Here is a 12,953-nt window from a genome sequence, read left to right on the forward strand (position 1 = left end):
CATGCACCATGACCACCACTAGCTACCTCGTCCGCGCGGGCGACACGCTCGGCTCGATTGCCAAGGCCCACGGCACGAGCCCGGCCGACATCCAGGCTACCAACCCCATCATCCAGGACCGGGATAAAATCCAGGCCGGGTGGAAGCTGAACATACCGGGCACGACGTCGACCACCGGCTCAGCAGTACCGCCGAGCCCCGCGAAGAACTCTCAACCGCAGTCCCAGGCGGCGGCCCGACCGACGCTGCCTCCGACCCAACACAGCGGTGACAGCAGCAGCGCAGCCGTCAAGGGTGCACCACCTTGCGCCGACGAACTTGTGGACGTGGTGCATTTCACCGCCGATACCGATCGCCTATTCGTCCTGACCGAGGTGCAGGCTCAGGAGCTCAAGACCGAAGTTGATCTGGTGCAGAAACTCATGGACGAGTTTCACGGTATCGTCAGTGCGGCCACCGCCGCCCCCTGTATGAAGACCGCTGCGCAGCCGGCTGCGGCGTGCAACTGCACCGCGTGCAAAAAGGCCGACTGGGCAAAGAAGGCCTGCGAGGTGGGACTGCTCCGACCGAATGACCGACCCAAGGCGGTGACGGCCGAGCCGGTTACGACCGAGGCCGACATCCAGGGAAGGATCGGTGAACTGCAGCAGGCCCGTGACTTCTTCCAGACCTACGACAGCTTCGTGGCGGCGCGCAGCGGCCACCTGCACAACGTGGTTGAGGGCAACTGGCGCAAACTGTGCGAGAAGAAGGTCGCCCAGCTGAACGCCGAGATCGCAGCGCTTCAGGGGCAGCTCAAGGCGCCGGGGCCGCAAAACGGCGAGACCTTCGCCGGGGGTGGCAAACCCGATCCCAATAGCCCCTATACGAACAAGCGCACTTTCGAGGCCGGCGCCGGCAAGCAGGTCAGCCACCATATTCAGGAAGTCATCATCCTCAGCCGTCCCGACCGCCGTTACTACGTGCGCGCGCAGTTCAAAACCCGGGTCGAGCGGATCTGGGCCTACAAGGCGAGCGCCCGCATCCTGCGCGAGAAGCCCTTCAGTCCGGCGATGGTCAAGGACCTGTTCGACGACATCAGAAAGGCCATCGGCGAGGGCGCCAAGGCCGGCCCACTGGGCAAGGTCGAAGCCAAACTGTGGACCATAAAGACAAAGGAAGACCATCCACTCAACGCGCTGCGTTGCGAACTGTACAAATTCGAATCGACCCAGGCCGACGATGACCGCTACGCCCTGTCGGCCGAGGCCCAGGCACTTCGCTTTGCCGCCAGCGCCAGCGCTGGCATCAAGAGCTTCAACCCGGCCAAGGGAGAGATCGACGTCGGCGTCAAATGCGAGGCGGCCTTTGCGCTGGCCGAGGGCAAGGTCACCACGACGACCTTCTTTCCCAACCGCGCCGGCAGCACCCTGCAAATCAGCTACCGCAATGCGGTCGGCAAGCCGGTGCGGCACTCGTTCGGCAGCTTCCGCCTGAATGGTAGTCTGGAGCTGTCATGCTTCGCCGGTGCCAAAGGCGGCCTCGAGGCGGGCGTCAAGTCAGGGAAAGGTGCTGTCGAAGGGCCGTCAGGTGCGCTGGTGTTGCTTGGCACGCCCTCGATCGATGCCAGCAAGGCTGGTGGACGGGTCGGCCTGAAAGCGGAAGCCTTTGCTGGGGCCGAGGCCGGTGGCGCGCTCAGCGGCGCCGTCGAATGGCTGCCGCCGGCCGACTACGGCAAGGGCTCGGGCAACCCCGGTGCTCTCACAAGCGGCAGCTCCGGATGGAACGCACTGGCGCAGGTTAAGGCTGAGGGAAATGTGGCCTTCGGAATTGGCGCTGAAGCGGATTTTGGCATCAGCATGACGAACAACGAGTTCGCCATTCATTGTAAAGCCAACTTGGTTTTCGGTCCCGGTGCCGGTGGTGGCTTTGGGACAGTAGTCGACCTTGAGAAATCTTGGGAGCTGATTGTGCTTGTCTGTGAAACGCTAAGTTCAGTCGATTACCGGTATCTCTTCAGTATCGATGAAGAAGCGTTCAGGTCTATCAGCCAGATACTGTACAAAGCCGCGCTTTCGCCCGGAAAAACTGTCGAAGAGTTACTCGGAAACACCGCGAGCGGGTTGAACCGTTGGTGGCTGACCAGGCAGGGGGGGATCGAAGAAGCTGCTCAGTTAACGAAAAACATTCTTCAGAATAGGTCTGTCAACCTCGGTGGGCAGATCGTTCCGATAGAAAAACTACCTCCCGAGACGCTCGGGCCCATCTTGTGGGTATTGACCGAGACCTACATCGGTGTGTCCAACCCGGCACAAGAAAAGGCGATCGTCGAAGTGCTTTCCCGCGTACGACGTTGGCGACACCTCATCGAGACGCTTGAGCACATGTCTAAATCGGCCATCAAGGTCAAAGCTACAGACAGCCTCAACCGTATCAACAGCTTCTTGGTCGATAAGCAGCAAGACGACTTTAGTCGCTACCTCGATGGGTTGGCGCTACATGGGGCCCCAACGACACCGCCCGCGCGGTATGCATGGGACGTTCGCGATTCGGTGATCTACAGTCAGGAGAAAGCTACGCTGCTGGCTTCAGCTTCTCGCCATGCCAGCACCAGACAGGCTTGAGCTTTAGGTGGGGGCGTCGCCCCACCTTTCGATACCATCACTTATAGCGGTTCTGGTTTCTGTACTGCGCAACGAAAACTGTCGGCTAGAGAATGCGTGCCAGGCTCTAGAAGCAGCTTCCTGCGAAGAACTGTATTCCCAGATATCCATGGGGTCTCGGACATGTTAGTTCCTCGGGCTACCTTAATGCTTCCAGACGATGGCCCTTGCGGATCTTTCTCTGGTGAGGCGCTGTAGTAGGTTTCCGAATACCAGTCGTTAACAGTCTCGTTCGCCCCCCCGGCCATCATGAAGAGGCCTAGAGGGTTCGGTGGGAACGCATCGACACGCACGGTCAGGGTTTGGTGTTGTTCGTCATAAGGATAGTTCTTCCCGAGCTTCAAGCTTCCGTCATTCGTGGGATACAAAACTTTTTCCCCCCCGCTTCGCGCTGCGTACTCCCACTGGGCTTCTGTCGGCAAGTCAACTGGGTAACTGCTGAGTTTCCCAAGCCACTGGCAGTAGTCTTTCGCTTCCTGCCAGCGCTCGAGCGGTGCTGCGTTCTTGGGGTCAAATAGGTATGCCAGATCACTCCGGCCACGCAGTTCACTGAGGACAATTGGCTGGCCGACCAGTGATCGATATAGATTGAAGTCTCCCATGGTCGTTTTTTTGGCTGCAAGGTGATAGCTCGACAACTCCACCTCGTGAGGAGGAGCATCACCCTTCAACGTGATGTTGCAGAGGTTGTCTTCCGGTGCTCCGCACGGCCATGTGCAGACCTCGGCGGGGTCGAAATCGCATTTCCAGCCGAAATCGCCCATTTCAAAGCTGCCACCCTTGATATAGACCATTTCGTCGAGCGAGCGGACCACCACGCGAAGCACTTCGTCCCGCTTGTCACGAGACAGGTTGGGATACTGCGCTTCGATGCGCGAGGCGATCTCGGCGACCTTGTCAGGCGAGAGCTTTTGACTTTCGGGTAGGTTGGCAGAACTGCAGGCCGCTGCCGCAGTGCAGCCGACAAGTAAGGCAAGGGTTCGGATTGAGCTCATGGTTCGTCCTTGAATCGAGGCATCGGAAGCGCCGTAGTCTACCAAGGGGGCGGTAGCGGAAGGGCCAGCATGCCTCGAAGTTGGAAGGGGCTCACACCTCGATCCAGATGCCAGCGAGCTGACGGGTTTATGCAGCGCCCACGGCTTCTATCGCGCGACCGTGACGTCGCTTCTCCCGCGCACAGACTGACGATGCCAAGAACGGTGGGCCCGCGTGAGTGCAGGATGGCGGACAACCACATGCCGAATCATTTTGTTCAAAATCCTGTCGCGACCGCCGAGCAAAATCTCACTGAGAGCCGTCCTGCTTGTCAGTGAGCTCTTGGGCAGGGGCTAACGATTTGCCTAATCTCCGTTCCACAACGATGGGTAGGGCCCTCCTGCGGCGTAGCCGTAGTCTTTCTTTCCCATCTCGTGGGTAATAGTCGCGCCTCGCCTATCAGGTAGGGCTGGTCGTTGGCTACTTCTGGACGGTGAAACCGGCGAAGCGCTTGTTGAAGCCGGCGATGCGGCCTTCGGTCGTGGTCTTGCGCTGCTTGCCGGTGTAGATCGGGTGCGAGGCGCTGGACACGTCGAGCGCAATGTACGGATAGGTCTTGCCGTCGGTGTGCCGATGGGTACGCGTCGTCTCGGCGGTCGAGCCAATCAGGAAATAGACGTCAGCGGCCGTGTCATGGAACAGCACGGGGCGGTAGTCGGGGTGGATGCCGGGCTTCATGTTGGGTTTCTCGAAATGACAATGTAAAGATGTTATATCATAACAATAAAAATGAGCAATGAACCGATGCAAGGCACCGATGTGGCGCACGCGGGCTATCCTCAAGCGCCTGCGGTTGATCGAGCAGGGCCAACTACCGGTGATCCCACAGGGGCGAGAGGGGCATGCCATGCAACCCGATGAACTGAAAGCCCTGTTTGACCAGCAGGCCAAGGGCTACGACCAGCAATGGTCGGGCATGGCCCCGATTCGGGACGCGCTCCACATGCTGCTCGGGTCGCTGTTTGCTGGTTTGCAGGCCGACGCCAGGATGCTGTGCGTGGGTGTCGGCACCGGTGCGGAACTGGGGTACCTGGCGGCGAGATTCCCTGGCTGGCAATTCACGGCGGTGGACCCGTCGGGTGCGATGCTCGAAAAGTGCCGTGAGCGGGCTGTGCAGGGCGGTTTCCTCTCGCGATGCACCTTCCATGAAGGCTACCTCGACACGTTGCCCTTGCAGCCAGCGCACGACGCGGCGACCTGTTTCCTGGTCTCCCAGTTCCTGCTCGAGCGCCAGGCGCGCGTGGATTTCTTCTGCGAGATCGCGCGAAGGCTCGAAGCCGGAGGATTGCTGGCAACGGCCGATCTTGCCTCGGACGTGCAATCACCGGCATACGAGACGCTGCTGCGCACCTGGATGACGCTGATGTCCTCGGCCGGCGTGCAACCGGAGATGCTGGCGCGTGCGCGGGAGGCCTATGCCAGGGACGTGGCGATCCTGTCGACAGAACAGGTCGGGCGCATCATCGAGCAAGCCGGATTCGAAACGCCCGTGCAGTTCTTCCAGGTCGGCTTGATGCACGGCTGGGTCTCGACGGTCAGGAGAGATGAATAAGCCTTGCAGGCCCCTCGCCGTTGCGCAACGGATGGATTCCTTGCGCTGGCGGAGCCAGCCGGTACGACGCACCTAGATGAATCACCCATGCCCTGGCTGCTCGTCAGTCAGCCACCGGCGCGGGCCGGTGCCGCCGGCTGCGGCCGCGTCGTTTGGATTCGCCAGCTTGCAGCGCTGTAGCGAGAGGCAACCGCAGCCGATGCAGTGATCCAGGTCCATGTCGAGTCGCTGCAATTCCATGATGCGCTGGGCGACCTGTTGTTTCCATCCGCGAGACAGGGCTTGCCAATCCTTGTCCGTCGGCAGCTTGCCGGTGGGCAGCCGCGCCAGCTGCTCGCCGATCTCCTGGAGCGAGTAGCCGATCTTTTGGGCGAAGATGATGAACGCCACCCGGCGTAGGGTCGAGCGTGGAAAGTAGCGGCGACTGGTTCCCTGGCGGGACGAGCTGATCAAGCCGAGCGATTCGTAGTAGCGCAGCGCCGATGCCGCAACGCCGCTACGCTTGGCGATCTCGCCGATGGGTAGCAGAGGATCCTTCTTGATTGTCTTTCCTGCCATTGGTAGCTCCCTTGAGTCGGACGCGATGAAGCTCGCTTCTGCTTCCGTCATGCGATGGCATTGGCGTTGCGCCGATGACAAGCCATCAGGACTCGTCTATCCAAGCAGGAGCGGGTGTAACGAAGCCACGAGCAGTAACGCCATCGATATGTTGAAGGCGCGCAGGTGGCGCGCATCGGTCAGCCAGCGCCGTAGCGTCGTGCCGAAGGTCACCCAGACCACCACGCTAGGCGCGTTGACGATCGCGAACAGCAGCGACAGCACCACGACCGCCTGCATGCCGCCACCGGCAGGCAGGTAGGCCGTGATGGCCCCGATGGCCATGATCCAGGCCTTCGGATTGACCCATTGGAAGCCCGCGGCTTTCCAGAATCCGAACGGACGCCCGGGCGCCGAGGCGTCCTCCATTGGGAGTGCCGTCGCGATCTGCCAGGCCAGATACAACAGGTAGACCGCGCCAACGATCCGCAGCAGGTCATATAGGGCAGGGTAGGTCTGGAACAAGCGCCCCAGCCCCGCGCCCACCCCCATGACCATCACCGCGAAGCCGATGCTGATGCCCAGGACATGCGGCAGGCTGCGGACAAAGCCGTGGTTCAAGCCCGAGGCCAGCAGCATGGTGTTGTTCGGCCCCGGGGTAATGGACGTCACGAAGGCATAGGTGATGAAGGCAAGCAGGGTTTCTGACGGCATGGTTCCCTCCGGAGTGGCCAGAGCCGGCAGTCTCGGTCTTCGCATGACCGTGATCCATGCACAGCGACCATCGAATCGCCCCGAACAGTGGCGCTGCGTGGGCAGTGCCTGCGATCTCAAGCGGCGCACAGCTGCTCGCGGCGCGTGATGAGGGTGTCATGGGGGCAGGCATCATGGCTGTCGCCGACACTCGGGGCCGTGCCAGGTCATGTGGATATGGGCTTGCGCATCGCGCGTCCTGACGAACCCGAGGCGCTCGTAGAAACGCCTGGCCATCACGTTCGTCCTGAACACGCTGAGCTCGATGGGCACGCCCCGCGCGGCCGCTTTCGCCTGGAGTTCCTCCACGAGCCAAGTCCCGATCCCCAGGCGTTGAAACGCCGGAAGCAGCGCGATGTTGCGCACGTGCATCCGCGCGGCCTGATCCTCGAACTGCAGGTAGCCGGCTATGCCCGAGTCGATCTCCACGACCCAGGTACAAGCGGTGGCCATATCATGGAGGAAATTGGCTCGCTGCCATCGTTCGTCCCAACCCCAGATCCGTGCAATGTGCGCCAGGAACGCGGTCCGGTGGATCTCGAACAAGGCCCGGTGATCCCGAGATGTGGCTCGCCGGAGGCCAAGGCGGTTCATGCGCCCGGGTGGCAGTGATGAGAATCCGGTATCCCGCGGGGTGTCCCTGAATTGGCACATCTGGTTGGGTCCTGGTTAGCGACAGGTAAGGGGCGAGGCAACTGTGTTGCCAGGCTCGACGCGAGGGACTCTAGGACTTCAAGTCAAGTTGAGGTCAAGGGAGGCGGGAAAGAGGATGGGAGATTGCAGCTTGGTGAAGGCATACACCGAGGCACAACCAGAGGCAGCACGTGCCTGGTGGGCGCTGCTAGCCTGGCATATCTGACAGCTATCTTTTGGAGGCGAGCCCCTTAGGCTTGTTGACGAGGCATTTCGCCTCGTTATCGAAAGTGAGGGGTATCGTTATGTTCAAGTTACTTCGCAAGCGCACTTCCGATCGCGATATTGGCGATCGCGCGGTCGTCATCACTAACGCCAAAGGCAAGATCAACGGCGTGCCGGGTGGCGCGATCGTCGAGGGTAGCTACGGCGTCTGGTCCCGTTGATGGACCCTGGGTGGCGGCTCTGCCGTCACCTAGTGCGTAGCCGCGTGATGACCATGATCTTCCAGGCCAACCAGGCATCGGGTTTACCGACACCAACCTGGATCGTGCCAGGCCTTCAAGCAGAGTTCCTTGGCAATACCTCGAGCCTTAGGAACGCCGGCCCGAATGTCTTCTATGTGCACGTCACATCCTCCGGCTTCAGCATCTGGACATCCCTGACAAGCCTGCTGCAGTCGAAGAAACCGGCCCTCAACCCTGATTTCCTGCGCCATCACTTGCGCTTCGGTGAGACCGCAACACACTCGACAGCATGGCGCGACATCTACCAACTGATCCCGGGGGCGATCCTGTCGCTTGGCGCTGGAGTCTGCTCCTGGCGTTTCGAGCCGTGGGCGAGGGAAGAGCGTGACAGCGAAACGGCCGGTCATCCCGGCACGCTCTTGGAGAATGTGCTCAGTGCTTCGCCAGGCGCCGTGGTTCTCGAACTGTCCGGTGGCGTTGACTCCACCGCCATCGCCTACTCCCTATCGGGCAGATCCGATGTGGAGGCCATCACCTGGGCCGATCCTGACGCCCCAGATGCCAGCGACGTCGGACATGCAAGGCGTATCGCCGGCAAGCTTGGTTTCGAGCACCGCGTTGCACCTGTTTCGCCGGAAGCGCTCTTCGTGATTCCCGAACAATTCGAACCGGACAGGCCCAGCGTGTCGCTTTTCATGATGGCCGAGCGCGACCGGTTCGTACGGGACGTGATAGGGAATCGCGCGGATGTCGTCGTGGTTAACGGCCATGGGGGAGATCACATCTTCCTCGATCCGCCGAGTCCGATCCCCATGCTGGACCTCCTGGCGTGCGGTCGTTTTCGCGAGGCCCTGCACTACTACCGGGCACTGGTCGAATTCCATGGCGCAGGAGTGCTTGCCCCCTTGCGCTATCGCCACGTAGGAAGAGGCATCGGGCGCGCATCGTTGAGCCTCGGCCCGGGAAAGCGCCTGCACAGGCGGTTGATCCGGCAGGCCTGCTACGAGAATGCGATCTGGAGCAGGCTCGGTACGCCGTACAAGGTCATCCATCCATTCACCTGTCCCTCGATGTTGAACTACGCGCTGTCGATCAAGCCGCATGAGTATGTCGGGAAGGGTACATCCCGGCTGCCGTTCCGAATGGCAATGAATGACTACCACGGTACCGAGGATCACAGCCGTGTTAGCAAAGGTCACCTCACCGGCGTCTTCCAAAAAGCCATCGGCCTGAAGCAGGGCATTCTGGCGGCCGTTCTGGAACAGGGCGTCGGAGCAAAATTCAGCATGTATCGTGTCGACGAGATGCAGCGCGCACTGAAAGCGGCAGCGTTCGGTTCGACCGATATCCATCCGCGTCTTATGAATGCCCTATCGCTGGAGCTATTTATCCAGCACTGGTCTCGTCTGTCTGGAATGCCTCGATGGCAGCTCGATACCTGAGCTTCGCCCCCTGGATACTCCACGTGGTGGCTGATGAAGAGCTGGTGCTGCTCGATGCCCGCTCGAACCGCTTCCTGCTTTTCGGGCGAGACACAACCGGGGAAATCGTTGCCGCCGTCGAAGGGCAACCGAAGAGCCCGCTGGTCGAAGCGCTACTGGCCGAAGGAGCGTTGCAGAGCGCTCCATCGATGATCAGTCTCAATAGAAGCCGCGCGGCCGGACTCGATGATTTCACTTGGAGCGAGTCGGTCCGCTACAAGACCCTCTACCATGCCTCTTGTCCGTCGACTCGCGAAGTGCTTGCTGCTGGCCTGAGCCTGGCGAAGGCATGCCTTCTGCTCAAGTGCGTTTCGCTTTGCCGGCTACTGCGGAGGGACCATTCAAGTCTTGCCAGCAGTGCACCAGCCAAGTCGATAGTCGACCTGGAGATCACCGCGCTACTTCGAGCAACGCGCTGGCTTCCATGCAAGATCGCCTGCCTCGAGTTTTCTCTCGCGCTACGTGAACGCCTTGCCCATCACGGCGTCAATGGAACCGTCGAGATTGGCGTGCAGAAGTACAGCTTCATGGCGCATGCCTGGCTGGAAGTAAACGGTCAGCCCCTAGGTGAGCCGGAACATGTCGCCCGATCTCTCCACCGCCTGCGGGGTACCCAATGACGCAAGCGCTGCAGCAATACCGCCGAGCCCTAACCCTGGCCCGTACCTACTACCCGAAGGCCTTTACCTACTTCGCGATCGCCTCTGCGATCCTGCTGGCGTTGGCGCTACTGAACGCCACCGTTCCGGTCCTGCTTCGCGAGGCAACCAACCGGCTTGCCGCGGGCGATGCCATGAGCATTATTCTGGTCACGGCGGCAGCCTATGCACTGTGCTGGACCGGTGCGCAGGTGCTGGAGTGGACCAAGAACATCCTCTCGGCCGCGGTGCTGGTGCGCTGCGATGCAGCGTTCTACCGCGCGTTCTTCGATCACCTGCTCAAGGTGCCACAGGCCGAGCTGCGCAAGCTCGACCAGGGCGTGCTGGTCGCCGATGCACAGCGTTCCAAGGGTGCCTTCAGTGCGCTGACCAGCACGCTGTTCTGGATCGTGCTGCCGACACTGATCGAGCTGCTGTTCGTATTCGCTGTGCTCGCCACGTTGATCAGCGTCGCCTTCGCGGCGTTCTTCATCATGGCCATCGTCGCGCTGGTTGGGCTTTCGGTGCTGCTGTCACGCAAGGCCAAGGGCATCCACCAGCGCATCATGGAATCGAACAATCAGGTGATGTCGCATTTCACCGAGCGGATGCGCCTGGTCGAGGAGATCAAGCTCAACAATGCCCAGCCGCTGGAGCAGCAGCGCTTCGGCTCGAAGGTGGGCGGCTTCATCGACAGCGTGACCGTGGGCAACCTGCGCATCGGCCTGCTCATGCTGCTGCAGGTCACGCTCGTTGGTGCGTTGCTCCTGGCCTCGACGCTCTATGTCGTCGGCGAGGTCGCGAAGGGCACGTACACCGTCGGTGACTTCATCATGATCAACGGCTACGTCATGCAGCTGACGATGCGCCTGGCACTACTGGCCAGCGTACTGATCGAGCTACGTAACCACCTGGTCCTGCTGGACAGGGGCTTTCATTACCTGGACCTGGAAACCGAGCCTCGGGGCCACACGATCCCCAACACCGACGCGGAGGTCATATTCGAGCTCGCGGGCGTGACCTACCGGGCGGAGGGTCGGACGATCCTCGACAGCGTCGACCTGCAGATCCACCAGGGCCATACCTACGCAATCACTGGCCCCTCGGGTGCCGGCAAGACGACGCTGCTGCGCCTGCTGGTGGGGCTGATCCAGCCGGAGGAGGGCACGGTCAGGGCGTTCGGCATGGACACGATCACCCTGGACCGAACCGCATTGCTCGACGCCGTCTCGGTCGTTACCCAACATCCGCTGCTCATCGCCGGCACCGTGGCCGACAACGTCCGCTACGGCGCGAAGGGAAACCTGAGCGACGACCGGCTCGACAGCCTGCTCGGCCTGCTCGGACTCGACGCCCATGCCAGCGACACCCCGACCACGGACAGACACGTGGGGTTCGATGCCGCTGCCGTGTCGGGCGGCGAGAAGCAGCGCATCGCAATCGCCCGGGCGTTGGCGCGGGGAACACCGACGATCCTCCTGGACGAGCCCACCTCCGCCCTTGATGTCGAGAGCGAGGAGCGCACCATCGATGTGCTCAAGGCCAACGCCCGGACACTGGTGATGATTACCCATCGCCCATCGGTCATCGCCAAGGCCGACTACGTCATCCGCCTCGCCGGAGACGGGACGGTGCGCATGAATTCGGTGTGCTCAGGTTAAATGCGCATACCTTCACCCGAAGAGGCTACCCAGGGGGGCGCGGTCGCCAATCACCGGGCTAACCGCGATGAAGTGCTGGTGTGCAGTCGGCGTGTGTATACGCTTGTGGCTCGGCGCAATTCCCGGCCCGCCTACACCTTTAGCTGGGTAGCTTCAGGTGTAGCAAAGGGAAGGGGCGGCCCTCGCCATCCAGCTGCGAACGTCCGGTTTGTACAAATCCGTAGTGCAGGTAAAACCCAACCGCTTCGGGGTTTTGCTCATTCACGTCAACGCTAATCCGATCGCGCGAACGGCGGGTGTGATCCAGCAGCGCACGACCAATGCCTTTTCCGCGCAGATCTGGCTCGATGAAGAGCATCTCCGCGTGGTTTTCAGCGATCCCGATAAAGCCGATCGGGCAATCCTCGGTATCTACCGCAACCCATAGTTCTACAGCGGGAAGGTAGATATCGCGGAGCCGGGGATACAACTCCTCGATATCGGACTCTTGCAGGAAATGGTGAGTGGCGCGAACGGAGCGCAGCCAGAGGTTTAGCAATTGCGGGTGATCGTCATGGGTAGCCTGACGAATGATCATAAAATCATCCTTAACACTTGATCGCAGAATGAGGCGCGCTACTGGGTAGCGACCGTATAAGTGCCGGCAGCTTGTATGACCGCTTCGCGAGTTAACGCCTGGGCGGTTCACGGCAGAGGAAGCCGGAAAGGAAGGGAGCAAGGACAATACTGAGGGCTTATCGCGGCGTCAAAAACCTGTTGATCGAATGGTCGACGCATAAGCGACGGATAGTCCTCGGGCTGGTGAGGAACTGGCATCGCGACGCCGCCGGACAGTTACGGCACCCGCGCAGACAAGAGAGGTCCCGACGATCCTCCTGGACGAGCCCAGCTCGGCCCTGGATGCCGAGAGCGAGGTGTCGATTGCGCAGGCGCCCATACGACTACCTGGTGTGATCGCCCGGCCGGCGCCACAAATGCCATGGCGGCGGCCATATCCAGGGGCGCCGGGCTGGCGAACGTTTGTACCGTACAGGCCCGAGACCATCTCGTTAAGCAAGACGGAGACCTGCAATGACCAGCAAGAACACGATCTGCCTGTGGTACGACGGTACCGCGCTCGAGGCGGCTACCTTCTATGCCGAGACCTTTCCGGACAGTGCCGTGGGCGCCGTGCATCGTGCACCAGGCGACTACCCTTCGGGCAAGCAGGGCGATGTCCTCACGGTCGAGTTCACGGTGATGGGGATTCCCTGCCTCGGGCTAAACGGGGGGCCGGCCTTCAAGCATTCCGAGGCGTTCTCGTTCCAGGTTGCCACCGACGACCAGGCCGAGACGGACCGCTTGTGGAGCGCGATAGTCGAGAACGGCGGCCAGGAAAGCGAATGCGGCTGGTGCAAGGACAAGTGGGGCCTGTCATGGCAAATCACGCCACGCGTTCTGACGGCCGCCTATACCAGCCCTGATCGGGCAGCGGCCAAGCGTGCGTTCGACGCGATGATGGGCATGCGCAAGATCGACATCGCTAAGATCGAAGCGGCATTGAGGGGCTAAACG

The 12,953-nt window shown here is 61.2% G+C and carries 13 protein-coding genes; 7 read left to right on the top strand and 6 right to left on the bottom strand.

Going from position 1 to position 12,953, the window contains the following annotated elements; translation table 11 throughout:
- The first annotated feature begins 8 nt into the window (after window positions 1-8).
- Window positions 9-2,603: a LysM peptidoglycan-binding domain-containing protein gene (locus tag U8L64_RS09540; protein ID WP_333396530.1), complete on the top strand. Its 2,595-nt coding sequence runs from the start codon at window positions 9-11 to the stop codon at window positions 2,601-2,603.
- A gap of 41 nt (window positions 2,604-2,644) precedes the next feature.
- On the opposite strand, the gene U8L64_RS09545 is transcribed toward U8L64_RS09540, so the two are convergent.
- Both U8L64_RS09545 and U8L64_RS09550 read right to left on the bottom strand, forming a co-directional pair.
- Window positions 2,645-3,637: a formylglycine-generating enzyme family protein gene (locus tag U8L64_RS09545; RefSeq protein WP_213663568.1), complete on the bottom strand. Its 993-nt coding sequence runs from the start codon at window positions 3,635-3,637 to the stop codon at window positions 2,645-2,647.
- Between the two features lie 460 nt (window positions 3,638-4,097).
- Entirely contained in the window at window positions 4,098-4,355 is a 258-nt protein-coding gene (locus U8L64_RS09550; protein WP_213663567.1) for a type B 50S ribosomal protein L31, read from the bottom strand.
- 169 nt (window positions 4,356-4,524) lie between these two features.
- Between U8L64_RS09550 and U8L64_RS09555 the strand changes: the two genes are divergently transcribed.
- Complete coding sequence (locus tag U8L64_RS09555) at window positions 4,525-5,229, top strand: class I SAM-dependent methyltransferase (RefSeq protein WP_333396538.1); 705 nt, start codon at window positions 4,525-4,527, stop codon at window positions 5,227-5,229.
- An 81-nt stretch (window positions 5,230-5,310) separates the two neighbouring features.
- Here the strand turns inward: U8L64_RS09555 and soxR are convergent, their stop codons facing one another.
- The 3 genes from soxR to U8L64_RS09570 all read right to left on the bottom strand — a co-directional run bounded on the left by soxR (window position 5,311) and on the right by U8L64_RS09570 (window position 7,113).
- On the bottom strand, window positions 5,311-5,787 hold the full coding sequence (gene soxR / locus U8L64_RS09560) for a redox-sensitive transcriptional activator SoxR (RefSeq protein ID WP_333396769.1): 477 nt from the start codon (window positions 5,785-5,787) through the stop codon (window positions 5,311-5,313).
- Between the two features lie 96 nt (window positions 5,788-5,883).
- Complete coding sequence (locus U8L64_RS09565) at window positions 5,884-6,480, bottom strand: LysE family translocator (protein WP_213663565.1); 597 nt, start codon at window positions 6,478-6,480, stop codon at window positions 5,884-5,886.
- Between the two features lie 171 nt (window positions 6,481-6,651).
- Window positions 6,652-7,113, bottom strand: coding sequence for a GNAT family N-acetyltransferase (locus U8L64_RS09570; protein WP_333396541.1), 462 nt, complete (start codon window positions 7,111-7,113; stop codon window positions 6,652-6,654).
- 344 nt (window positions 7,114-7,457) lie between these two features.
- Here U8L64_RS09570 and U8L64_RS09575 point away from each other — a divergent pair, with 344 nt between their 5' ends.
- Genes U8L64_RS09575 through U8L64_RS09590 form a run of 4 tightly spaced genes read left to right on the top strand, consistent with a single transcriptional unit; the run spans window position 7,458 to window position 11,399 of the window.
- Window positions 7,458-7,598, top strand: a complete 141-nt coding sequence (locus U8L64_RS09575) for a hypothetical protein (protein ID WP_213663563.1) — start codon at window positions 7,458-7,460, stop codon at window positions 7,596-7,598.
- Between the two features lie 47 nt (window positions 7,599-7,645).
- Complete coding sequence (locus U8L64_RS09580; RefSeq protein WP_333396546.1) at window positions 7,646-9,061, top strand: asparagine synthase C-terminal domain-containing protein; 1,416 nt, start codon at window positions 7,646-7,648, stop codon at window positions 9,059-9,061.
- Complete coding sequence (locus tag U8L64_RS09585) at window positions 9,043-9,720, top strand: lasso peptide biosynthesis B2 protein (RefSeq protein WP_333396550.1); 678 nt, start codon at window positions 9,043-9,045, stop codon at window positions 9,718-9,720. The genes U8L64_RS09580 and U8L64_RS09585 overlap by 19 nt, the downstream gene beginning before the upstream one ends.
- Entirely contained in the window at window positions 9,717-11,399 is a 1,683-nt protein-coding gene (locus tag U8L64_RS09590; protein ID WP_333396553.1) for an ABC transporter ATP-binding protein, read from the top strand. The genes U8L64_RS09585 and U8L64_RS09590 overlap by 4 nt, the downstream gene beginning before the upstream one ends.
- Window positions 11,400-11,538: 139 nt before the next feature.
- Here U8L64_RS09590 and U8L64_RS09595 read toward each other — a convergent pair whose 3' ends face one another.
- Entirely contained in the window at window positions 11,539-11,976 is a 438-nt protein-coding gene (locus tag U8L64_RS09595; protein WP_333396556.1) for an acetyltransferase, read from the bottom strand.
- Between the two features lie 494 nt (window positions 11,977-12,470).
- Here U8L64_RS09595 and U8L64_RS09600 point away from each other — a divergent pair, with 494 nt between their 5' ends.
- Window positions 12,471-12,950, top strand: coding sequence for a VOC family protein (locus U8L64_RS09600; protein ID WP_333396559.1), 480 nt, complete (start codon window positions 12,471-12,473; stop codon window positions 12,948-12,950).
- Window positions 12,951-12,953: the final 3 nt, after the last annotated feature.

The organism is Pseudomonas sp. FIP_A4 (assembly GCF_036701605.1).
Classification (GTDB): Bacteria; Pseudomonadota; Gammaproteobacteria; order Pseudomonadales; family Pseudomonadaceae; genus Stutzerimonas; species Stutzerimonas phenolilytica.